Origin of the sequence: Bradyrhizobium sp. SZCCHNRI3052 (assembly GCF_032484895.1) — a bacterium.
Lineage (GTDB): Bacteria > Pseudomonadota > Alphaproteobacteria > Rhizobiales > Xanthobacteraceae > Bradyrhizobium.
On the sequence record NZ_JAUETW010000015.1, the window covers coordinates 116,516 to 137,686 of the forward strand.

Below are 21,171 nucleotides of genomic sequence, written 5' to 3' on the forward strand. Positions count from 1 at the left end.
GTACCTGCCGCCTGCATTTTTTTCTGCAGGCGGGCCACGGGCCTCAGTCGAGGTCCGGTCTTCCCCGCGCCCTCTCGTTTGTCGAGGGCGTTGTCGGCAGCACGACCTGGGCGCGAATGGCGTCGCGGGGCTGCGGTGGGCTGTTTGGGAAGATCGTGGAGTGGACGGAGGCGGAGGTGCACGCATTAAGCGATGCGCATCACGCCTGTGAGTTGGAACGGCCTCACGACAAACTCGATGTCGTCCCGGCCCTGAGCCGGGACCCATAACCACCGGCGGAGGTGTGAGGCAGGCAAGTGGCTCAGGGCGCGCCCAACACGTCTCCCTGTGGTTATGGGTCCCGGGTCAAGCCCGGGACGACAGCGGAGAGGATGTTAGGGCGGGACTCCATGACAAGGCCGCGACCTACCAACTACTTCATGATCTTCACGCCCTTGGTCGTGAACCGCTGCGGTCGCTGCTCCGGGCGCACCGGCCGCCGTGTCGTTGCGGCCTTGCCGGTGCCCGGCGGCTGATGCGCCGGCACCAGTTGCTCGGGGCGCGAGCCGATCAAATCGGCGCGGCCCATCGCGCGGAGCGCCTCGCGCAGCACCGGCCAATTGTCCGGATCGTGATAGCGCAGAAACGCCTTGTGCAGCCTTCGCTGCTTGAGGCCCTTGATGGCCTCGACCTTGTCACTGCCGCCGTGACGCACGCCGCGCAGCGGGTTGACGCCGGTGTGGTACATCGCCGTCGCGGTGGCCATCGGCGACGGCAGGAAGGTCTGGACCTGATCGGCGCGGTAGCGGTTGCGCTTGAGCCACAGCGCGAGGTTCATCATGTCCTCGTCTGACGTGCCGGGATGCGCGGCGATGAAATACGGGATCAGGTAGTACTTCTTGCCCGCCTGCTCCGCGGCCGCATCGAACATCTGCTTGAAGCGGTGATAGGTGCCGATGCCCGGCTTCATCATCTTGTCGAGCGGGCCGCGCTCGGTATGCTCCGGCGCGATCTTCAGATAGCCGCCGACGTGATGCGTGACCAGCTCCTTGATGTAGGCCGGGCTCTCGACCGCGAGGTCGTAGCGCACGCCGGAGGCGACCATCACGCGCTTGATGCCCTTGACCTCGCGCACCTTGCGATAGAGCCGGATGAGGTCGTCATGCGAGGTGTTGAGGTTCGGGCAGATCTCGGGAAACACGCAGGACGGCCGGCGGCACGCGGCCTCGACCTTGGGGTCCTTGCACGCCATCCGGTACATGTTGGCGGTCGGGCCGCCGATGTCGGAGATCACGCCGGTGAAGCCCGGCGTCTTGTCGCGGATGCGCTCGATCTCCTGCAGGATCGAGCCTTCCGAGCGGCTCTGGATGATGCGGCCCTCATGCTCGGTGATCGAGCAGAAGGTGCAGCCGCCGAAGCAGCCGCGCATGATCGTCACCGAGAACTTGATCATGTCCCAGGCCGGGATCTTGGCGTCGCCATAGGACGGATGCGGCGCGCGGGCATAGGGCAGATCGTAGACGCTGTCCATCTCCGCCATGGTCAGCGGGATCGGCGGCGGGTTGAGCCAGAGGTCGCGGTCGCCATGACGCTGCACCAGGGGACGCGCATTGCCCGGATTGCTCTCCCGGTGCAGCACGCGCGAGGCGCGGGCATAGGCTTCCTTGTCCGCCTCGACCTGCTCACAGGACGGCAGCCGGACCACGACGTCGCCCTTCTCGCGCGCAGCGCCTTCGTCGGCGGAGTCGAGATCGTCGGCATGCAGCTCGACAAAGCCTTCGGGCACTTTCCGGAACAGCGCGGTGCCGCGCACCGACTGGATGTCCTTCGGCGCTTCGCCGCCGGCGATCCGATGCGCGACCTCGATCACCGCACGCTCGGCATTGCCGTAGATCAGGATGTCGGCCTTGGCGTCGGCCAGCACCGAGCGGCGAACCTTGTCGGACCAGTAGTCGTAATGCGCGATGCGGCGCAGCGACGCCTCGATGCCGCCGAGTACGACCGGCACGTCCTTGAACGCCTCGCGGCAGCGCTGCGCATAGACCAGCGTGCAGCGGTCCGGCCGCCTGCCGCCTTCGCCATTGGGCGTATAGGCGTCGTCGCTGCGGATGCGGCGATCGGCCGTGTAGCGGTTGACCATGGAGTCCATGTTGCCGCCGGTGACGCCGAAGAACACGCGCGGCCTACCGAGCGCCTTGAACGGCTCGGCGGAGTGCCAGTCGGGCTGCGAGATGATGCCGACGCGAAAGCCCTGGGCCTCGAGCAGCCGGCCGATGATCGCCATGCCGAAAGAAGGATGGTCGACATAGGCGTCGCCGGTCACCAGCACGATGTCGCAGGCGTCCCAGCCGAGCGCGTCCATCTCCTTGCGGCTCATCGGCAGGAACGGCGCAGGCTTGAGGTCCGCGCGATGGCGCGGCCAGGAACTCAGCGGTGGGGCGGTGAGGGCGATGTTCATCGCCCACGCATAGAGCCGCAGCGCTGCGAGTTCAACCGAAGCCCCGGTCGCAGGCGAGGGCAGGTGGTCAATTTGTCCGGAATGGTTCCCGCGGCGTTGCGCGGGCGACCTGACGTCGCGGTTCCTGCCGTCTCAGTTGAGGTGATGCGACGCGCCGTTGCGGCGCTTGAGCCAGCCATGGCCGAAATAGGCCAGCAGCGCGGCTGCGGCAAGCATGATCCACATCGAGGGCATCTTCGAGCGCGGGCTGCCGCCGGCCTCGCCGACCGTGACGGGGGCCATGCCGGGCTCGGTCATCGACACCAGCCGCAGGCCGGCGGCGTCGGTCGCGCGCCGCATGTCGGCGATGGCGGAGTGGGGCAGCGGGTCGGCGGCGAACAGCCGACCTGTCGCCGGCGCGTCGGACGCGGCGAGGTCGCTCGGCGGCGGCTCCATCGAAGACTGCGCGGCCTGGGTGCCGGAGGGCAGCTGCGCAAAGGAGTTCAGGTTCGCCGGCCGATGCGGCTTCGGTCCGTGCTGCGCCATCCGGTCCGGCTTCTCGGCCTTGTCCATCTTCTTCGGCGTCATGCTCTGCGGCACCGCGACCCGCACCTGCGGCCGCGAGTAGGACGCCGGCTGGGTGACGGCCAGCATGCGGTCGGACCAGGCCATATAGGCCTTGCAGAGATCGTTGCAGTACTGGCCGTTGACCATGTCGCCGTTGGCGGGGCCGGCCTGCGCGGCGCCGGGCGCGGCAATGCAGATGACGGAGACCAGCGCGGCGGCCGCTCCGAGCCTCGACGATGTCAAAACAGGCAATGCGCTCAACTGGCCGATCATCGCAATTTCCCCCGTCGCGGTTTCACGCCGTTTGAGGAATAACGACAGCTGGTCTGGTCGAGAGTTGGATCAGATCGCGTCAACATCCGGATGAGTTGAGGTCAATTTGCTGATGCGAGGCGTTATCAATAAAAGGGGACGGGCTTTGCTGTTCGACATCGACGGCACGCTCGCTGATACCGATGCGCTGCATCTGCAGGCCTTCAACGCGGTGTTCGGGCCATATGGCCATGCGTTCGACCGCGCGCGGGCGGCACGCGAACTGCTCGGCCGATCCAATTTGTCGATCTCCGCCCAATTTCTGCCCGATGAGCCGCCCGAGCGGCGCGCGGCGGTCATGGCGCAGAAGGAGGAGGTGTTTCGCAGCCTCGCCGCCGGCGCGGTGCAGCCGCTGCCGGGCCTGATGGCGCTGCTCGATCGGGCCGCGGCGGCGGCGATTCCAGTGGTGGCCGTGACCAACGCGCCGCGGGCCAATGCCGAGCTGATCCTGCACGGGCTCGGCCTGATGGACCGGTTTCGCGCCGTGGTCATCGGCGACGAACTGCCGCACGGCAAGCCGCACCCGCTGCCCTATCTGGAAGGCCTGCGCGCGATCGATGCCGTGCCGGAACGGTCGGTCGCCTTCGAGGATTCGCGCGCCGGCATCGCGGCGGCGACGGCGGCCGGCATCGCCACCGTCGGCATGCGCACCAATCTCGGTCACGACGAGCTGATCGCGGCCGGCGCGGCGCTGACCGCGGCGGCGTTCGACGACGCCGGCGTGCTGGATCTGGTGATGGCGCGGCTGGGAGGGAGACTGTGAGCGACGCGTCGCCATCCGGCGACAATGCCGCCGGCGGAGCTGACATGTCGCTGACATCGGGCAACAGCTTGCGGTCACCGCGCTTGCGCCATGGTGTCGATGAACGCGGCCGCCGGGTTGGCCGTGACGAGATCAAGGTGAGACGCATGCGCAAGTTGTTGATCGCGGCCGGCCCCTCGGAACAGCCGTTCCGGCTGATGTTGCAGGTCGATGACGAGGGATCAGCATCCAATCAGCGCGGCCGTCGCGCCAGCGGAGCCGGGCGAGCCAAGCGCGCCGATGGCCGCGCCAAGCGTTCGGCCCGGCCGTTTCGCTGGGCGCAGCCGTCGCGCGCAATGGCCGCCATCCTTCGCGGCTTGCGGGCGACGCTGCTGGCGCTCTCTCCCGTGGAGATCCGGAGTGATGTGAGCGTACGCCAGGAGGCCTTGCGGGACATGTCGCCGGTTGTGCCGCGGCTTCGCGCCGTCAGCGGTTGCGGAGGAGCGCGCGAGGCCGCCGCCGTGCCGGACGGCGCGCTCAATGCGATGGTCTGCACTGCGGCCACGCCGCGCCATCACGTCCGGTCGATGGAGACGCCGCGTGCCCAGCGCCGGCGGCTGCGCGCCTGCTGATCGCATCACCGCATGGGTGCCCTGCATGCACCGTCCGTCGCACCTTGCTTGTCCGCAGCCCGATGCCGTGATTGAAACGAACGGTGCGCGCCAGGCTCGCTGTGCTCGCCTCGCAGGAGGACGGATCGATCATGTTCGTGGCGCGTGTCCTGCCGATGGCCGCCGCCTTTCTCTGCGCGACCGCCGCCCTCGCGGCCGACAAGCCCGGCGACACCAGGGGTACGGTGCTGGAGCCGTCGCCGGCCAATCTTGCGCTGACCTGGAGCGGGGCCAACCTGGTGTTGCCGGCGACACTCGCCGGCGGACGGCGCTGGGAGGGCCGTGCGGAGGACGCGCCCGACGTGATCGGGATCGCGCCGCTCGTGATCGTGATGCACGGGTCGAGCGGCGTCGCGCCGGCGGTGAAGGAGTTCCAGGCCTGGCTCGCCGACGAGCTCGGAGTGGCATCGGTGGCGCCCGACAGCCTCGCGATTCCCGACCGGCTGACCTACACCTCGCCGGTCGACGTCGCGACCTATGAGCACGTCCACGCCTTGCGGCTGGCCGAGCTGGAGAACGCGCTGAAGGCGTCGCGCGACTGGAGCTGGGTCGACCGGCTGCGGATCGTGCTGGCGGGCACCAGCGAGGGCGCGGTGGCGGTCGGCCGCTACGCCGGCAAGGACGTGGCGGCGCGGCTGATCTTTTCGTGGTCGTGCGAGGACAACTACTTCGTCACCGCGCCCGGACTCGGCATCGGCCCGAGCGAGCCGGTGCTGAACGCGATTTCGGCGCGCGATCCCTATTTCTCGGCCGCCAATCCCTGGAACAAGGACCGCGCCGTCACCGGCTCCTGCGCCGCCGCGCTCAAGGACGATGCGAAGGCGGAGGTGATGGTGATCGATGCCGACGTCCATACGATCCTGAACCGGCCGGAGGTGCACGAGCGGAGCGCGCGATTCCTGCGCGGCGTGTTGGATCCGTGATCGGGCGGGCGGAGGTTTGACGAGTGCTGAGACTGCTCGTGCTCGAAGGCAACTCGCTGGACGGCCGGCGCCGCTGGGCCGAGGTCGCCGGCGCCACGCCGTCGGAGAGCTACGCGGCCGTGCTGCGCGCGCTGGCGCCGCACGCGGCGATTGACATCGCCACGCCCGCTGATGCCGATGCGCGCCTGCCGCAGCCGATCGAGGCCTATCAGGGCATCGTCATCACGGGATCAGCGCTCAACATCTATCAGCGCGAGCCGGAAGCGCTGCGCCAGATCGAGCTGGTGCGGACGATCTTCGCGCGGGGCGTGCCGATGTTCGGCTCATGCTGGGGACTCCAGCTCGCAACCGTGGCGGCCGGCGGCGAGGTGTCGCTCAATCCGGCCGGCCGTGAGGTCGGCTTTGCGCGCAAGATCGCGCTGACGGAGGCGGGCCGCGACCATCCGATGCATGCGGCGCGGGGCGCCGTGTTCGATGCACCGGCGATTCACAGCGACATCGTCACCCGGCTGCCGCCGGATGCGACGGTCACCGCGCATAATGCCATGAGCGAGGTGCAGGCCGCGGAGATCCGCAGCGGCTACGGCCGGTTCTGGGGCGTCCAATATCATCCGGAATTCAGCCTGCAGGACGTTGCCTGGGTGATCCGCCGCATCGGCCAGCCGCTGGTCGAGGAGGGCTTCTTCGTCGATCCGGCGGAGCTCGAGCGCTACGCAGCCGATCTCGCCACCCTGCATCACGACCGCGCCCGGCGCGACATTCTGTGGCGGCTCGGGCTCGACCAGGACGTCGCGAATGACGGGGTCCGGCAGGCCGAGATCAGCAACTGGATCGCCTCGCTCGCGTGACGCTGAGAACGCTACCGCATGAACTGAATGATGAGCGGCGCCAGCGCCACGTTCATCAGCCCGACCAGCACCATCACGAGGCCGGCGATCGCGCCTTCCTCGCGGCCGATCTGGTGGGCGCGCGCGGTGCCCGCACCATGCGCGCCGACGCCGAACAGCGCGCCCTTGGCGAGCGTCGAGCGCAGTGGCAGCCGCGCCAGCACGACGTCGCCGACGGCGGCGCCGATGATGCCGGTGAGCACGACGAACACGGCCGTGAGATCGGGGATGCCGCCGATCTCGCCTGAGACTTCCATCGCGAACGGCGTGCTCATCGAGCGCGGCAACAGGCTCAGACGCAGCTCGCCATCGATGCCGAGGACATAGGCCAGTGCCCAACTGGTCGCCACGGCGGTGAGGCTGCCCGCGACCATGCCGGCCAACAGCAGCGGCCAGCGGCGGCGGATCAGCGCGCGTTGCTCATAGATCGGCACGGCGAAGGCGACGGTGGCCGGGCCGAGCAGCGCCACCAGCCAATGCGTGCCGCGGATGTAGTCGCGATAGGAGACGTTGAGCGCGAGCGCCGCGATCATCAGCAGCGCGGGCGCCACCGCGAGCGGCATCAGCCACCAGCGCGGCCAGCGCCGGTGCACGCGCTTCGCCAGCAGATAGAGCAGGATCGTCGCGAGCGACCAGACCGCCGCCTGGATCAGCGGCTCACGCCACAGCGCGGCGAGGGTCATGACGCTCGGTCCAACGGTAGCAGAGGTCGATCGTGAGCGCGGTCACGCACATCACGGCGGTGGTGCTGACGACGATCAAGGCAAAGATCTTCAGGCCAAGCAGGCCGAACAGCTCGCGATGGTCGAGCAGCGCCAGCACCGCCGGCACGAAGAACAGCAGCATCTCGGCGAGCATCCAGTTCGCGCCGCGCTTCATGCTGGCGACCTTCAGCCCGCCGGCCAGGAACAGGGCGAGCGCGAGTGCCATTCCGATGATGCCGCCGGGCAATGGCAGGCCGGTCGTCCGGGCCAGCGCCTCGCCGACAGCCCAGAACAGGCCGAGCAGGCCGATCTGCACCAGTCGGCTGCGGCGGAACAGGCGATGGACCCCAATGGAAATGTTGCGATGCATCATGCGGCGGCGTCCAAAAAGTGATTGTGCTTTTCAAGGTATGCCGCATCGCAGCATGTAGAAAGCGAATTGAATGAATGGTAATAAGTCCAAAATAGAATACTAGGGCGCGATTATGGAACTCCGTACCCTCAGGACCTTCGTCGAGGTCGTCCGGCAAGGCGGCTTCTCCCAGGCCGCCAAGGTGGTGTTTGCGACCCAGTCGACCGTGAGCAAGGCCGTCAAGCAGCTCGAGGACGAGCTTGGATTGCCGCTCTTGGACCGGCTCGGCCACAAGAGCCGCATGACAGCGGCTGGCGAGATCGTCTATCGCCGTGCGATCCGGCTGCTGACGGAGCGCGATGATCTGCAGGCGGAGCTCGCCGAGCTGCGCGGCTTGACGCGCGGCGTGCTGCGCCTCGGCCTGCCGCCGATCGGATCGAGCACGCTGTTCGCGCCGTTGTTCGCGCTCTACCGCCAGCTTCATCCGGAGATCGAGATCCGGCTGGTGGAGCACGGCAGCGACCGGCTCAGCGAATTGCTGGCTGCAGGCGACATCGATTTTGCCGGCCTGCTGCCGCCGATCGCCGATGAGTTTGCCGCGCAGATCGTGCGCCGCGAGCCGCTGATGGCGCTCGTTTCTGTCGAGCATCCGCTGGCCCGCCGCGAGACGATCACGCTCGCCGAGCTGCGCGACACGCCGTTCGTGCTGTTCGAGGCCGGCTTCGCGCTCAACCGCATCCTCCGCGAGGCCTGCCGCCGCAACGGCTTCGAGCCGGTTGTGGCCGCGCGCAGCACGCAGATCGATTTCATTGCCGAACTCGCCGGCGCCGGTCTCGGGGTTGCCTTTCTGCCGCGCATGATCGCGACCCAGCGCACGCAGGTGCCGATCAGTCTCGTGCTGCTCGACGAGCCCGGCACCGAATGGACGCTGGCGATGGCCTGGCGCCGTGGCGCCTATCTCTCGCCGGCCGCGGCGGCGTGGCTACGGCTGGTGCGCGAGCGCGGCGAGGCGTGAACATGAGTGCGACGATGTCGCTTCATCTGTCAGGAACGTGCGGCGAGACGGTCGGTGTCGCCATGGCGATTGGCGAGGACCTGAGCTCTACGCACAACTCGCAACGATCGAACACCTGTCGCAACGCCGCGAAAGCGCGAGCCCGGAGAGGCGACCTCGGACGTGCGGATGGGAACGGCAGGAGCTGACGAAGGTTGCCTTCGCGCATGACTCGCTGAGCTGCGCTCCCACGGGCTGACGTCCCGTGCGTGACTGAGTGCGCGGGAACCAGGGGTGCTTTGACGCGTTTCCGCCTGCTCCGAAAGAACGTGACACGCGCAGGCGTGCCGCGAGCCCATTGATTGAACCGGAGGGGCAGGATGTGCCGCTGGATCGCGTATCGCGGTGAGACGACCGCCTTCGAGCACTATGTGACCGAGCCGGAACATTCCCTGGTGACGCAGAGCATCCGCGCGCTGGAATCCACCGCAGGCACAAATGGCGATGGCTTCGGTCTGGGTTGGTATGGGGATCATCCTGAGCCCGGCCTGTATCGCGAGACGCGCCCGGCGTGGTCCGATGAGAACCTCCGCTATCTCTGCCGACACCTGCATTCACATCTGTTCTTCGCGCATGTGCGCGCCGCGACCGGCACGGCCGTGACCCGTCAGAACTGCCATCCGTTTGCCTGCGGCCGCTGGCTATTCATGCACAACGGCTTCGTCGGTAGCTGGAACAGGCTTCGCCGCAAGGTCGAGGCAATGATCCCGGACGCGCTGTATCCATCGCGGCTCGGCACCACCGATTCCGAAGCCGTGTTCCTCGCCATCGTCGGCGCCGGCATCGATCAGGACCCGATCGGTGCGACATCGAACGTGCTGCGCGCGCTCCACCAGCTGGTCAACGAGGACGGTCTGCGTGAGCACCTGCGCTTCACGTCCGCCCTGTCGAACGGCCACGATCTCTACGCATTTCGCTTCGCTGCGAATGATCGCGCCAACTCGCTTTACTACCGGGAAGATGGTGACCAGGTCATCGCCGTCTCCGAGCCTTTCGACAAGGAGCCGGACTGGATCGAGGTTCCGCCCGATCACGTGCTGGTCGCGCGCGCGTCCAGACGCGCTGAAATCGTTCCGCTATTTGACGCAGACTCTGCCGGTCTCGCCGCGGAACACAAACGAAGACAGAGGGTTGTCGGCGGCACCTAAGAACAACAGGAACTGGATGATCCGCGATGTGCGGCATTTGTGGTGAAGTCAGGATTTCCGGACAGCCCGCGCTCGCGGCACTCGGCCGTGTCAACGATGCGATGCAGGCGCGCGGTCCCGACGCCGCTGGTCTCTACGTGCAGGGCGGAATCGCGCTGGGCCACCGTCGTCTCAGCATTCTCGATCTATCAGCCGCCGCGCAGCAGCCGATGATCGATACCGCGCTCGGCCTCGGCATCGTGTTCAATGGGTGCATCTATAATTTCCGCGAGCTGCGCGCCGAGCTGCAGGCGAAGGGCTATCGCTTCTTCTCCGACGGCGATACCGAGGTGATCCTCAAGGCCTATCATGCCTGGGGCAAGACCTGCGTTCAGCGCTTCAAGGGCATGTTCGCCTTCGCGCTGTGGGAGCGCGACAGCGGACGCGTCGTGATCGTGCGCGACCGTCTCGGCATCAAGCCGCTGTACTACACCGAGGGGCCAGGCTTCCTCCGCTTTGCCTCGTCCCTGCCGGCGCTGCTCGCCGGTGGTGATGTCGACACCTCGATCGACCGAACGGCGCTGCATCATTTCTTCAGTTTTCACGCCGCCGTTCCGGCGCCGCGTACGATCCTCAATGGCGTGAAGAAGCTCGAGCCGGCGACGTTGCTGACGATCGAGCCCGATGGAACGCAGCGCCGCGAAAGGTACTGGCAGTTCAGCGTCGGCGCGTCGCGCTCCACCGATCGTGCCATGAGTCAGGAAGAATGGTCGGATGCATTGCTGGACGCGATGACATCGGCGGTGGACCGTCGCCGCGTCGCCGACGTGCCCGTCGGTGTGCTGTTGTCGGGCGGGCTGGATTCGTCGCTGCTGGTCGCGCTGCTGTCCAAGCTGGGACACGAGGACATCCGCACCTTCTCGATCGGCTTTGACGCTGTGGGCAAGCACACCGGCGATGAATTCCACTACTCCGACATCATTGCACGGACGTTCGGCACCAACCACGAGCAGATCAGGATAGGCGGCAACCGCGCGCTCGACGCCTTACCCCATGCCATCGCCGCCATGTCCGAGCCGATGGTCAGCCACGACGCGGTCGCATTCTATCTCCTGTCTTCCGAGGTCGCCAAGCGTGTCAAGGTGGTGCAGAGCGGGCAGGGTGCGGACGAGGTGTTCGGCGGGTACAGCTGGTATCCGGGCTTTCTCTCGGCCAACGATCCCGTTCAGCAATATCAGAATGTCTATTTCGACTGGACGCATTCGGATCTGGAGCGGCTGCTGGCGCCGGAGTGGCTCGGCGGCGACGAGAGCCTGGCATTCGTGGAGCGCTTCTTCGCAGCTCATGCTGGCGCTTCGGCGGTGGACAAGGCTCTGCAGATCGACACCGAGATCATGCTGGTCGACGATCCCGTGAAGCGGGTCGACAACATGACGATGGCGTTCGGGCTGGAGGCCCGCGTGCCGTTCCTCGATCACGACGTGGTGGAGCTCGCCGCGCGCATGCCCGCCGAGCTGAAGGTGAAGAACGGCGGCAAGCACATTCTCAAGGAGGCGGCACGCCGCTGCGTGCCGGCGGAGGTGATCGACCGTCCCAAGGGATACTTTCCGGTGCCGTCGCTGCGCTATCTGCGCGGCCCGTTTCTCGACTATGTCCGCGACGTGCTCAACGACGAGAAGGCGCGCGCACGCGGCCTCTACCAGCGCGACCTTATCGACCACATGTTGCAAAACCCCGAAGCCGAGATGAGCCCCAAGGGACATTCGCGGCTGTGGCAGGCGGCCCTGCTCGAGGCATGGCTGCAGACTCACGGCATTTGACGTCTGACAGGATTGATCACATGGGATTGGATCCACGCATCTTGGAGAAGCTGCGGCTCGACCTGAGCGATGACGAGCGTCGTCTGGTGATCCGCTCGGCCACCGGCAGCGAGGAAGTCACGGAATATTCGTTCGGCATCGAGGAGGAGTACTTTCTCGTCGATGCGCAGACGCGCGATGTCGCGATCCGCACGCCGGACGATCTGTTCGAGGCCGCCAACTGGTCGACCGGCGGGCAGGCCATGCGCGAGATGCTGCAGGCGCAGCTCGAGGTCGCCACCAACGTGCATGTCGATGTCGGCGATGCGCGCGAGGAGCTGAAATTCCTGCGGCGCGAGGTTGCCAGCGTGGCGAGTCAGTATGGCCTGACCATCCTGGCCTGCTCCACGCATCCGACCGCGACGTGGCGCAGCTCACAGCCGAGCCCCAAGCCGCGCTACGCGGAGATGATGGAGGACCTCCGCATCGTCGGCCAGCGCAACATGCTGTGCGGCATGCACGTGCATGTCCAGTTGCCGGACCCGGACCTGCGCTTCGCGGTGATGCGGGCGATGCTCCCTCACATCCCGGTGTTCGTCGCGCTGTCTGCGTCCTCGCCGTTCTGGAATTCCCGCGAGACCGGCCTGAAGGGCTATCGGCTCGCCGCCTATGACGAGCTGCCGCGCAGCGGCCTGCCCGAGCTTTTCACCTCGAAGCAGCAATATGATCGCTATGTCGCGGCGCTGACGAAGTCCGGCGTGATGCCGGACGAGAGCCATGTCTGGTGGGCGATGCGGCCGTCGCTGCGGCATCCGACCTTGGAGTTGCGTGCGCCCGACGTCTGCACGTCGATGGATGACGCCGTGGCGATTGCCTCGCTCTATCGCGCTTTGGCACGCTACCTCTATCTCAATCCCGATCTTGCGGAGACCGTCGGCAATGTCGAGCGCGCTATCGCGGTCGAGAACAAGTGGCGGGCGCAGCGCTATGGCACCGACTGTCTGTTCGTGACCGAGGACGGTCCCGTGACGGGCCAGGAGATCCTCAACCGCATGATCGCGGATGTCGCACCGCATGCGGAGGCTCTTGGATGTCTCGCCGAGGTCGAGCACTGCCGCATCATCATGCAGTTCGGCAGCTCGGCCGACTATCAGCTGCAGGCCTATCGCGAGTCCGGCGGACAATTGTCGGCCGTGACGCGCTGGATCGAGTCCGCGACGGTGTCGCGCGCCGAGCCGCCGCGCTCACAGGCACCGGTCGAGCCGGCACAACGACGCGGGCCTAGGTCGGCTGCCTGATCACACGGCCGTCGCGCGCGATGAGGCGGCCGTCCTTGTAGACTGAGCGGCCCTTTGGCACGGCGACGACGGCCTCCGGCACGTGCTCGGCATCGAGGGTGATGAAGTCGGCCCGCGCGCCGACGCGCAGGCCGTAGTCCGCAAGCCTCAAGGCCTTGGCGCCGGCCTCGGTGACGAGGTCAAAGGCCATCCGCAACTCGTCATCGACATAGAAGCCGGAGCGATAGCCGACCATCATGGCGCGGTTCAACAGATCGCCGTCGCCATAGGGCCACCAGGAATCGCGGATGTTGTCGTTGCCGCTGAACACGGTGACCCCCGCCGCGCGCAGCACCGCCACCGGCGGGAAGGGCCGCGCGCCCGGAGCGTTGGTCATGATGGCGACGCCAGACGCCGCCAGGACGTCGGCAATCTTCTTCAGCGGGTCAGCAGGCAGGTCGCCGAGCGCGTAGGCGTGGCTGACCGCGACGCGCCCTTGCATGCCGAGGGCGCGCGTGCGCGCCGCGATCTGCTCCAGCTCGAACAGGCCGAGCATGCCCGGATCGTGCAGATGGATATCGACATCGACGCCGTGCTTGTGGGCTGTGCCGAACACGACGTCGAGATGCCTCTCGACGTCGCGGTCGAAGCTCGCGGGGTCGAGCCCGCCGACGAGGTTGGCGCCGAGCCTGATGGCCTCGTCGAGCAGCTCGGGCGTGCCCGGGCTCTTGAGGATGCCGCTCTGCGGAAAGGCGACGAGCTGGATCTCGATCAGCTCGCGATACTCGTCGCGGACGCGCAGGATCGTTTCCAGCGATGTGAGGCCGACGGAGCCGTCGACCATCACATGGCTGCGCATCCGCGTGGTGCCGTGGCCGATGCAGAGATCGAGCTGGTTGCGGGCGCGCACGTCCATCGGCGCCGCCGCCGCCATGTTCTGCGCCTGGAACGTGACGCGCTCATGCACGTCGAAGCCGTTGGTGCACGGCTTGTGCGGCTTCCAGGCATCGCCGTAGAAGCTGGTGTCGAGATGGATGTGGCCCTCGACCAAGCCTGGCACGAGCAGCGCGCCGCCGAGATCAATCACCTCGCACGCCTCGGGGCGCTCGGTCTCAGCGAGAACACCGCTGATGCGGCCGCCGTCGACCGTGATCGCATGGCGCGCGCCATGGTCGAGCCGCGCATTGATGAACAGCTTGTCGACGGCCATGCACGATCCTTCCCATCCATCCGCCAGCATCGGAGCCGCCGGAGGGGCGGTCCGATGCTGGTGCCGATGAGACCACATTCTTGGCCAGGAGCCGCGACAGCCGCAAGCGTCTTCAGGCGGCGATCGCCTGCGGCAGTCCGGCGAGCCAGTCGCGCGCCAACGTCACATCCGCCTGCGACAATTGGTGCCCCGCCGGAAGCGTCGTGTGGGTCACGTCGGCGCCGGCCTCGGTGAGCTGCGTGCACAGCTTCGCCGAATTGCTGGCGGGCACGATCGGATCAGCGAGCCCCGACAGCATCAGCACCGGCCGGCGCGCGAGCGTGGCGGCCGGAGGATGCGCCAGCGGCACCATGGCGCGGAACAGCACTGCACCGGTCAGCGCTTCCGGCTGCAGCAGCAGCAGCGCGGCGGCGATGTTGGCGCCGTTGGAGTAGCCGACCGCGACCGGCGCTCCGATCCCGTAGTGCTGACGCGCCTCGCCGACGAAGGCGCCGAGCTCCAGCGCGCGCCGGCGGACGTCGTCCTCGTCGAACACGCCCTCGGCAAGCCGGCGGAAGAAGCGCGGCATGCCATGCTCGAGCACCTGGCCGCGCGGCGACAGCAGGGCGGCGCCGGGCGACAGCGTGGCGCCGAGCGGCAGCAGATCGTTCTCGTCGCCGCCGGTGCCGTGCAGGAGCAGCAGTGGAGCTGCTCCCGCCGTGTGTCCGGGCTGGAAGCGGTGGGTGAAGGACAATGCCACGGTCATGATGCGGCCTCTTCGAGGTTGGGCAGCACGCCTTCGATCTGCTTGCGGTGCGATTCGAGGAAAGCGGGCAGCTTCAGGTTTCGTCCGAGCTCGGCGACCGGCTCGTCGACCGCGAAGCCCGGGATATCGGTCGCGATCTCGAACAGCACCCCGCCAGGCTCACGGAAGTAGATCGAGCGGAAGTAGTTGCGGTCCTTCTGCTCGGTCGGATGCAGGCCGTGGCGATCGACCAGCCGCTGCGCCATCACGCCCTGTGCGGCGTCATCGGCGGCGCGGAAGGCGATGTGATGCACCGACCCGGCGCCCTGCGCGCCGCGCAGGAAGCCCTTGGCCTCGTAGATGTCGACCACGCTGCCCTGCGCGTCGCCCGGCGCCTTGAAGCGGATGACCGAGCCTTCGCAGCCTTGCTCTGCAAAGCCGAACACATCGGTGAGGACGGCGGCGGTCTTCTCGGCGGAGTCGAGCAGCAGGGTCACGCCGTGGAAGCCGCGGATCGCGTGCTCGGCCGGAATGTCGCCATTGCTGTAGCCGGGCTCGTTCTCCGCGCCGGGGACACCGACCAGCGCGAGCGCCATGCCGTCCGGATCGGCGAACGGCAGCACGGATTCACCGAAGCGCTTCTCCAGCGCCTCATAGGCGATGCCCTTCTCGGTCAGGCGCTGCGTCCAGTAGCCAAGGGAGCGCTGCGGCACCCGGAACGCGGTCTGGTGGGTCTCGCCGACGCCGCGGCGGCCCGGCCGCACGCCGGCCCAGGGGAAGAAGGTCAGGATGGTGCCGGGGCGGCCGGTCTCATCGCCGTAGTAGAAATGATAGGTGCCGGGATCGTCGAAATTGACCGTCTTCTTGACGAAGCGCAGCCCGAGGTCGCGGGTGTAGAAGCCGAAATTGCGGATCGGATCGCCGGCAATCGCAGTCACGTGGTGCAGTCCGGGCATGTGGGTCTCCTGTCGATGGGCCCCCGAAAGGACCGTTGAATTCCTGGGCACAATATTGGCCGGCTTTGATTTGGAGACAATCCGTGCTCTTGTGACGTCTCTGTCTACGATTTGGCGACAATGGCGGGCCTATGGACAAGCTGAGCAGCCTGCGGGCCTTCGTGAAGGTGGTCGAGAGCGGCAGCTTCGCCGAGGCCGGCCGGCAGTTGCGGCTGTCGCGCTCGGCGATCTCGAAATATATCGGCGAGCTGGAGGCGAGCCTCGGCGTCCAGCTGATCGTCCGTACCACCCGCCATGCCAGCCCGACCGAGACCGGACAGCTCTATTTCGAGCGCGCAGTCTCGATTCTCGCCGAGCTCGACGCCGCCGATCAGGCCGTCAGCCAGTCGCAGGCCGCGCCGCGCGGGCTCTTGCGCGTCAACGCGCCGATGTCGTTCGGCACCATGCGGCTCGGTCCCGTCGTCGCCGATTTCATGGCCCGCTATCCCGAGCTGCAGTTGCAGATCGTGCTGAGCGACGACCTGCTCGATCCGGTCCAGGACGGTTTCGATGTGACCTTGCGGATCGCCGAGCTGGAATCGTCGAGCCTGGTGGCGCGGCGGATCATGCCGGTGGAGCGCGTGATCTGCGCCGCGCCGGCCTATCTCGCGCGGCACGGCACGCCTGGCAGCCCGGAGGAGCTGCGTCGTCACACCTCTCTCACCTACGGTTTCCTGCTGACCGGCAATCAGTGGAAGCTCACCGGCCGCGACGGCGACCACTGGGTCCAGCCGGCGTGGTCGTTGTGCGTCAACAATGCCGAGGTGCTGCGCGACGTCGCCATCAGGGGACAGGGCATTGCGCTGATCCCGCGCTTCATTGCGGCGGACGCGCTCGAGAGCGGCGCGCTGACCGCGATCCTCGCCGATTACGCCGCGCCGCCGCTCGCGCTGTATGCGATCTATCCGCCGACGCGGCACCTCTCGGTGAAGGTGCGGCTGTTCATCGACTTCCTGGTCGAGCGCTTCGGCAAGGAGCGCGACGTGACCAGCCCGTAGGCTGAGACTGAACTGCAAATCGCCTCGAACCTTTAACCTGGCGCTGATAGTGTTCCGAACCGGCAGCAGAGGGAACGATGCATGGGGCGGCTGAGCACGCATATTCTGGATACGGTCAGGGGCAAGCCCGCGGCCGGCGTCGCGATCGATCTCGATGTCCTCGAGCCGGACGGCTCCTGGCGCCGCGTCAAGCAGGTCCGGAGCAATGCCGACGGGCGCACCGACCAGCCGGTGCTGGCGGCCGATGACTTCACCACCGGCACCTACATGCTGACCTTCCATATGGGAGCTTATTTCAAGGCCCATGGCCTCGCCTCTGAAGACCCGCTGTTTCTGGACTTGATCCCGCTCCGCTTTTCCGTCGCCGACGCCGGCGCGCACTATCATGTGCCGCTGCTCGCGACGCCCTGGAGCTACCAGACCTATCGCGGGAGCTGATCCGGATGAGTGCTGACGTCTATCCGCGCGACATGGTCGGCTACGGCCGCACGCCGCCGCATCCGCGCTGGCCCGGCGATGCCCGCATCGCGGTGCAGTTCGTGATCAACTACGAGGAGGGCGGCGAGAACAACATCCTGCACGGTGACGCTGCCTCCGAAGCCTTCCTCTCCGAGATCGTGGGCGCCCAGCCGTGGCCGGGCCAGCGCCACATGAACATGGAATCGATCTACGAGTTCGGCTCGCGCGCCGGCTTCTGGCGGCTGTGGCGGATGTTCACCGCGCGCAAGCTGCCGGTGACGGTGTTCGCCATCGCGAGCGCGATGGCGCGCAATCCGGATGCTGTTGCTGCGATGAAGGAAGCCGGCTGGGAGATCGCCTCCCACGGCCTGAAATGGATCGACTACCGCGATGTCCCCGAGGTCGACGAGCGCGCCGATATCGAGGAGGCTATCCGGCTCCATACCGAGCTGACGGGCGAGCGGCCGCTCGGCTTCTACCAGGGCCGCACGTCGGAGCGCACGCTCGACATCGTGTTGAACGAGCAGGGCTTCGTCTACAGCGCCGATTCTTATGCGGACGAATTGCCGTACTGGATCGCAGGGCCGCACGGCCCGCAACTGATCGTGCCCTATACGCTCGATGCCAACGACATGCGCTTCGCCACCCCGCAGGGCTTCAATTCCGGCGACCAGTTCTTCGCCTATCTGAAGGACAGTTTTGATACGCTCTACGCGGAGGGCGCGGAGAGCCCGCGCATGATGTCGGTCGGGTTGCACTGCCGGCTGGTCGGCCGCCCCGGGCGCGCGGCCGCGCTGGCGCGCTTCCTCGACTACATCACGGGTCATGACAAGGTCTGGGTCGCGACCCGGCTCGACATCGCGCGGCACTGGATCCGGACGCATCCGCCGGCCGGCGCGTGGCGGCCCTCGCAGATGTCGCGCGTGCTGTTCGTGGAGCGCTATGGCGACATCTTCGAGCACTCCCCGGAGATTGCCGACCGCGCCTATCGCGCCGGCCTGTCCGCATTCGACGACGCCGCGGATGCGCTGCATACGACGCTCATGAACGTCGTCCGCGCCATGAGCCGCGACGAGAAGCTGAAGCTGATCCGCGCCCATCCGGAGCTCGCCGGCCGCGAGGCACTGGCGGGTGAGATGACGAACGACTCGATCGGCGAGCAGGGTCGGCTCGGCTTCACCTCGCTGTCGCGCGCCGAGTTCGAGCGCGTCGCCGACATCAACCGCCGCTATCGCGACAAGTTCGGCATGCCGCTGATCGTCGCTCTGGCGCTGCACGCCGACCGCCCCTCGGTCATCGCCGAGATGGAGCGTCGCATCGGCAACGACCCGGACAGCGAGATCGCCAACGCCATCGACCAGATCGGCCACATCACCCGGGCCCGGCTGGCGAAGAAGTTCGATCAGGACTGAGCAAGGATCCGCTCGGCGTCGGCAGCGACATCGAGCAGCAGGCGGTCGTGGCCGCGGGCCGCGATGAGTTGCAGACCGAATGGCAGCCCGTGAACGTTGGCGCCGCAGGGGATCGAGATCGCCGGCACGCCGGCGTGATTGGCGTAAGGCGTGAACACCGCATGCGCGCGCGGGCTCGCCGGCTTGCCGCCGATCTCGGACGGGCCGAGCTGCGTGAACGGCCAGGCGACGCAGGGCACGGTCGGCGCCAGCAGCACGTCGGCCTGTGTGAAGAAGCTTGCGAAGGCCCGCGCGATCTGCGCGCTTGCCTCGAGCGCACGCGCGACGTCGGCGCCGCTCAGGCCGAGCCCGCGCTCGATCTGCTTGGCGATATCTGGATCGAATTGCGCCGGATCATTGTGGAAGGCATCGCCGTAGAGCGCGGCCAGCCCGGCATGCTGGAGCGGCATCACCGCGTCCTCGGCAAGGCCGGCCGGCCAGACGGGATCCTTGTCGACGATCGGCATGCCGCCGGCGCGGAGGCGGTCGACCGCCCGCCGCAGGCCAGCGCTGATGTCGTCATCGACCGCGACGTCCAGCCCGAGCCGCGGCGAGAACGCCACGCGCGGCGGCGTTGCATGATCCGCCGCGGCCACATCGAACGTATCAGGATCGCGCGGGTCGGCGCCGGCCATGATCTCGAACGCAAGCCTGGCATCGCCGACATCGGCCGCGATCGGCGCAATCACCGAGATGCGCCAGAATGGCTCGGGGAATCCCGGGCCGTAGGGAATGGCACCGAACGACGGCTTGAAGCCGACCACGCCGACATGGGCCGGCGGCCGGCGGCTCGAGCCCCCGGCATCGGTGCCGATCGCGAGCGGCACGAGCCCAGCCGCCACCGCAACGGCGGGACCGCCCGACGAGCCGCCGGGCGTGAGCTGCCGGTCCTGCGGATGAACGGTCGGTCCGAACAGCCGCGAGGTCGTCACGCCCTTGCAGGCGAACTCGGAAGTTGCGCCGATGCCAACGATCACGGCGCCAGCGCGGCGCAACCGCGCGATCGCGATCGCATCCTCGGGCGCGATGAAATCAGCGAACAGCCGCGAGCCCTGCGTGATGCGCCAGCCCTCGACCCAGATGTTGTCCTTGACCACGATCGGCACGCCGGCGAGCGGCATTGCTTCGCCGGCGGCCACGCGCGCATCGACGGCATCGGCCTCGGCGCTCGTTCGCGCCGGATCTGTGGTGACGACGGCGTTGAGGTCATGGGCCGCCGCGATCCGCGCCAGCGCCTGCTCGGCGATCTCTCTGGCCGTGCTCCGCCGTGCCATGACGGCGCCTGCGATGTCACTCGCGCGCATGGGATCGCTCCATCAGCAGTACGGCTGTGCCTGCGGCGGCCGTCAATCCGAGCGCGACGAAGCTGCCGCCGAGCCCCACGCGGGGAGTCAGCAGCGCGACGAGCAGCGGCGCGGCGACAAGGCCCAGAAACGAGGCGGTGAGCACTGCGCCTGTCGCCTCGGCGACGCGTCCGGGCTTGGCGATCTCGGCGATGAACACGCCGTTCCAGCCGCTCGCCGTCAGCCCGAACACGATCGTGAGCAGGATCAGGATCGATCGGCTCAGCAGCGGCCCGCAGAGACCGAGCAGCAGCGCGCAGACGGCCATGCCCACGCCCGCCATCACCAGCACGGCGCGCGCCGAGCGCAGGCGTGTCGCGACCACGCCCCAGCCCAGCCGTCCCATCAGGCCGGCGCCTTGCGCCGACGCCAGCACCCAGCCGGCCTCGACATGGCTCAGCGCGAGCTCTGACGTGCCGAAGCTGACGAAGCAGGTGTTGAGGATGACCTGCATGCCACTGAACGGAATCGAGGCGACGGCGAGCGCGGCCATGCGGCGGTCGGCGCTGATCAGTCGCAATCGATCGAACAGGCCGAGCCGCGGCATGGATGGCGGCGTCATGGCATAGGCCGGTCTGAGACGCTCGAAGCCGGCGAAGGCGATGGCGGCGCAGACGATCACGGCGGCATAGGCGGAGCTCGGCGCCAGCAGCACGGCGATCGGCGGTAGCAGCAGCGAGCCGACGACGGCGCCGATCTGGTTGCCGGTCTGCCGGATCGAAAACACCATCGCGCGCTTCTCGGCCGGCACGAGCCGTCCGAGCAGCGCCGAGCTCGCCGGCGTCTCCGGCCCGACCGCAAGGCCGAGCATCAGCCCGGCCCCGAGCAGCGCCCATCCGCTCTCGAACAGCGCCAGCGACATGCCGGCGCAGACGGCGACCGCGCACAGCGCCGCCACGCGCAGCGAGCCGACGCGCTGGACCAGCGTGCCGCCCCAGAACGAGGAGACGAGGCTGATGGTGAAGGCTGTGGTGGAGAACAGCGACAGTTGCTCGATGCTCAGTCCAGCGCGCGGCGCCACGACGCCCGGTGCGAACAGCGCCAGCGACACCAGGGCCTGCAGCGCGGTCATCGCAGCGACTGCAGGCCACAGCGGCGGCGCTGGCGCTGATGCCTGCTTCGCGGCTATCATGCCGCGACAACCTGATGGCGGAGCACGA

20 protein-coding genes are annotated in these 21,171 nt (G+C 67.7%); 11 read left to right on the plus strand and 9 right to left on the minus strand.

Features of this window, described 5'->3' with window-relative positions:
* Positions 1–412: 412 nt before the first annotated feature.
* Both QW887_RS30075 and QW887_RS30080 read right to left on the minus strand, forming a co-directional pair.
* Complete coding sequence (locus QW887_RS30075) at positions 413–2,437, minus strand: YgiQ family radical SAM protein (protein WP_316195705.1); 2,025 nt, start codon at positions 2,435–2,437, stop codon at positions 413–415.
* Between the two features lie 132 nt (positions 2,438–2,569).
* Positions 2,570–3,256 carry a hypothetical protein gene (locus tag QW887_RS30080; protein WP_316169583.1) on the minus strand — a complete coding sequence of 229 codons (687 nt, stop codon included), beginning with the start codon at positions 3,254–3,256 and terminating at the stop codon, positions 2,570–2,572.
* A 106-nt stretch (positions 3,257–3,362) separates the two neighbouring features.
* On the opposite strand from QW887_RS30080, the gene QW887_RS30085 reads away from it, so the two are divergent.
* The 4 genes from QW887_RS30085 to QW887_RS30100 all read left to right on the plus strand — a co-directional run bounded on the left by QW887_RS30085 (position 3,363) and on the right by QW887_RS30100 (position 6,479).
* Positions 3,363–4,058, plus strand: coding sequence for an HAD-IA family hydrolase (locus QW887_RS30085; RefSeq protein WP_315752177.1), 696 nt, complete (start codon positions 3,363–3,365; stop codon positions 4,056–4,058).
* 146 nt (positions 4,059–4,204) lie between these two features.
* Positions 4,205–4,669, plus strand: coding sequence for a hypothetical protein (locus tag QW887_RS30090; protein WP_316167296.1), 465 nt, complete (start codon positions 4,205–4,207; stop codon positions 4,667–4,669).
* Between the two features lie 131 nt (positions 4,670–4,800).
* Positions 4,801–5,631, plus strand: a complete 831-nt coding sequence (locus tag QW887_RS30095) for a hypothetical protein (protein ID WP_316167395.1) — start codon at positions 4,801–4,803, stop codon at positions 5,629–5,631.
* A 23-nt stretch (positions 5,632–5,654) separates the two neighbouring features.
* Complete coding sequence (locus QW887_RS30100; protein WP_316167297.1) at positions 5,655–6,479, plus strand: type 1 glutamine amidotransferase; 825 nt, start codon at positions 5,655–5,657, stop codon at positions 6,477–6,479.
* A gap of 11 nt (positions 6,480–6,490) precedes the next feature.
* Here the strand turns inward: QW887_RS30100 and QW887_RS30105 are convergent, their stop codons facing one another.
* Together QW887_RS30105 and QW887_RS30110 are read right to left on the minus strand one after the other, a co-directional pair.
* Positions 6,491–7,201 carry an LrgB family protein gene (locus QW887_RS30105; protein WP_315752174.1) on the minus strand — a complete coding sequence of 237 codons (711 nt, stop codon included), beginning with the start codon at positions 7,199–7,201 and terminating at the stop codon, positions 6,491–6,493.
* The gene (locus QW887_RS30110; RefSeq protein ID WP_315752173.1) at positions 7,176–7,595 is read right to left on the minus strand and encodes a CidA/LrgA family protein; all 420 of its coding nucleotides are present in this window, start codon (positions 7,593–7,595) and stop codon (positions 7,176–7,178) included. The genes QW887_RS30105 and QW887_RS30110 overlap by 26 nt, the downstream gene beginning before the upstream one ends.
* Before the next feature lie 112 nt (positions 7,596–7,707).
* Between QW887_RS30110 and QW887_RS30115 the strand changes: the two genes are divergently transcribed.
* The 4 genes from QW887_RS30115 (at position 7,708) to QW887_RS30130 (ending at position 12,852) form a co-directional block, all read left to right on the plus strand.
* A complete protein-coding gene (locus tag QW887_RS30115; protein WP_315752172.1) occupies positions 7,708–8,589 on the plus strand; it encodes a LysR family transcriptional regulator in 882 nt (293 codons plus the stop codon).
* A gap of 359 nt (positions 8,590–8,948) precedes the next feature.
* Positions 8,949–9,776 carry a class II glutamine amidotransferase gene (locus QW887_RS30120; RefSeq protein WP_316195708.1) on the plus strand — a complete coding sequence of 276 codons (828 nt, stop codon included), beginning with the start codon at positions 8,949–8,951 and terminating at the stop codon, positions 9,774–9,776.
* A 26-nt stretch (positions 9,777–9,802) separates the two neighbouring features.
* Positions 9,803–11,575: an N-acetylglutaminylglutamine amidotransferase gene (locus QW887_RS30125; protein WP_316195710.1), complete on the plus strand. Its 1,773-nt coding sequence runs from the start codon at positions 9,803–9,805 to the stop codon at positions 11,573–11,575.
* A gap of 20 nt (positions 11,576–11,595) precedes the next feature.
* On the plus strand, positions 11,596–12,852 hold the full coding sequence (locus tag QW887_RS30130; RefSeq protein WP_316195712.1) for a carboxylate-amine ligase: 1,257 nt from the start codon (positions 11,596–11,598) through the stop codon (positions 12,850–12,852).
* Here QW887_RS30130 and QW887_RS30135 read toward each other — a convergent pair.
* The 3 genes from QW887_RS30135 to QW887_RS30145 form a co-directional block, all read right to left on the minus strand.
* The gene (locus QW887_RS30135) at positions 12,836–14,041 is read right to left on the minus strand and encodes an amidohydrolase family protein (RefSeq protein WP_315713676.1); all 1,206 of its coding nucleotides are present in this window, start codon (positions 14,039–14,041) and stop codon (positions 12,836–12,838) included. The genes QW887_RS30130 and QW887_RS30135 overlap by 17 nt on opposite strands.
* Before the next feature lie 112 nt (positions 14,042–14,153).
* Positions 14,154–14,786 (minus strand): alpha/beta hydrolase, encoded by a 633-nt coding sequence (locus tag QW887_RS30140; protein ID WP_315713677.1) that lies wholly within the window; start codon positions 14,784–14,786, stop codon positions 14,154–14,156.
* The gene (locus QW887_RS30145; protein WP_315713678.1) at positions 14,783–15,721 is read right to left on the minus strand and encodes a ring-cleaving dioxygenase; all 939 of its coding nucleotides are present in this window, start codon (positions 15,719–15,721) and stop codon (positions 14,783–14,785) included. Before QW887_RS30145 ends, QW887_RS30140 begins: the two co-directional genes overlap by 4 nt.
* 131 nt (positions 15,722–15,852) lie before the next feature.
* Here QW887_RS30145 and QW887_RS30150 point away from each other — a divergent pair, with 131 nt between their 5' ends.
* From QW887_RS30150 to puuE, 3 genes are all read left to right on the plus strand, one after another.
* The gene (locus QW887_RS30150; RefSeq protein WP_315713679.1) at positions 15,853–16,758 is read left to right on the plus strand and encodes a LysR family transcriptional regulator; all 906 of its coding nucleotides are present in this window, start codon (positions 15,853–15,855) and stop codon (positions 16,756–16,758) included.
* Positions 16,759–16,839: 81 nt separating this feature from the next.
* Complete coding sequence (gene uraH, locus QW887_RS30155; protein ID WP_315713680.1) at positions 16,840–17,196, plus strand: hydroxyisourate hydrolase; 357 nt, start codon at positions 16,840–16,842, stop codon at positions 17,194–17,196.
* A gap of 5 nt (positions 17,197–17,201) precedes the next feature.
* A complete protein-coding gene (gene puuE / locus QW887_RS30160; protein WP_315713681.1) occupies positions 17,202–18,629 on the plus strand; it encodes an allantoinase PuuE in 1,428 nt (475 codons plus the stop codon).
* Here the strand turns inward: puuE and QW887_RS30165 are convergent.
* Positions 18,620–19,972 (minus strand): amidase, encoded by a 1,353-nt coding sequence (locus tag QW887_RS30165; protein ID WP_316195715.1) that lies wholly within the window; start codon positions 19,970–19,972, stop codon positions 18,620–18,622. The genes puuE and QW887_RS30165 overlap by 10 nt on opposite strands.
* Entirely contained in the window at positions 19,959–21,143 is a 1,185-nt protein-coding gene (locus tag QW887_RS30170) for an MFS transporter (RefSeq protein WP_316195717.1), read from the minus strand. Before QW887_RS30170 ends, QW887_RS30165 begins: the two co-directional genes overlap by 14 nt.
* Between the last annotated feature and the right edge of the window lie 28 nt (positions 21,144–21,171).

What these genes read in the sequence shown, in the direction of transcription:
- QW887_RS30115 (WP_315752172.1), top strand. Translation starts at nt 7,708, where the DNA reads ATGGAACTCCGTACCCTCAGGACCTTCGTCGAGGTCGTCCGGCAAGGC.
- uraH (WP_315713680.1), top strand. Translation starts at nt 16,840, where the DNA reads ATGGGGCGGCTGAGCACGCATATTCTGGATACGGTCAGGGGCAAGCCC.
- QW887_RS30130 (WP_316195712.1), top strand. Translation starts at nt 11,596, where the DNA reads ATGGGATTGGATCCACGCATCTTGGAGAAGCTGCGGCTCGACCTGAGC.
- puuE (WP_315713681.1), top strand. Translation starts at nt 17,202, where the DNA reads ATGAGTGCTGACGTCTATCCGCGCGACATGGTCGGCTACGGCCGCACG.
- QW887_RS30170 (WP_316195717.1), bottom strand. Translation starts at nt 21,143, where the DNA reads ATGATAGCCGCGAAGCAGGCATCAGCGCCAGCGCCGCCGCTGTGGCCT.
- QW887_RS30075 (WP_316195705.1), bottom strand. Translation starts at nt 2,437, where the DNA reads ATGAACATCGCCCTCACCGCCCCACCGCTGAGTTCCTGGCCGCGCCAT.
- QW887_RS30145 (WP_315713678.1), bottom strand. Translation starts at nt 15,721, where the DNA reads ATGCCCGGACTGCACCACGTGACTGCGATTGCCGGCGATCCGATCCGC.
- QW887_RS30105 (WP_315752174.1), bottom strand. Translation starts at nt 7,201, where the DNA reads ATGACCCTCGCCGCGCTGTGGCGTGAGCCGCTGATCCAGGCGGCGGTC.
- QW887_RS30150 (WP_315713679.1), top strand. Translation starts at nt 15,853, where the DNA reads ATGGACAAGCTGAGCAGCCTGCGGGCCTTCGTGAAGGTGGTCGAGAGC.
- QW887_RS30135 (WP_315713676.1), bottom strand. Translation starts at nt 14,041, where the DNA reads ATGGCCGTCGACAAGCTGTTCATCAATGCGCGGCTCGACCATGGCGCG.
- QW887_RS30080 (WP_316169583.1), bottom strand. Translation starts at nt 3,256, where the DNA reads ATGATCGGCCAGTTGAGCGCATTGCCTGTTTTGACATCGTCGAGGCTC.
- QW887_RS30165 (WP_316195715.1), bottom strand. Translation starts at nt 19,972, where the DNA reads ATGCGCGCGAGTGACATCGCAGGCGCCGTCATGGCACGGCGGAGCACG.
- QW887_RS30120 (WP_316195708.1), top strand. Translation starts at nt 8,949, where the DNA reads ATGTGCCGCTGGATCGCGTATCGCGGTGAGACGACCGCCTTCGAGCAC.
- QW887_RS30140 (WP_315713677.1), bottom strand. Translation starts at nt 14,786, where the DNA reads ATGACCGTGGCATTGTCCTTCACCCACCGCTTCCAGCCCGGACACACG.
- QW887_RS30095 (WP_316167395.1), top strand. Translation starts at nt 4,801, where the DNA reads ATGTTCGTGGCGCGTGTCCTGCCGATGGCCGCCGCCTTTCTCTGCGCG.
- QW887_RS30090 (WP_316167296.1), top strand. Translation starts at nt 4,205, where the DNA reads ATGCGCAAGTTGTTGATCGCGGCCGGCCCCTCGGAACAGCCGTTCCGG.
- QW887_RS30110 (WP_315752173.1), bottom strand. Translation starts at nt 7,595, where the DNA reads ATGATGCATCGCAACATTTCCATTGGGGTCCATCGCCTGTTCCGCCGC.
- QW887_RS30125 (WP_316195710.1), top strand. Translation starts at nt 9,803, where the DNA reads ATGTGCGGCATTTGTGGTGAAGTCAGGATTTCCGGACAGCCCGCGCTC.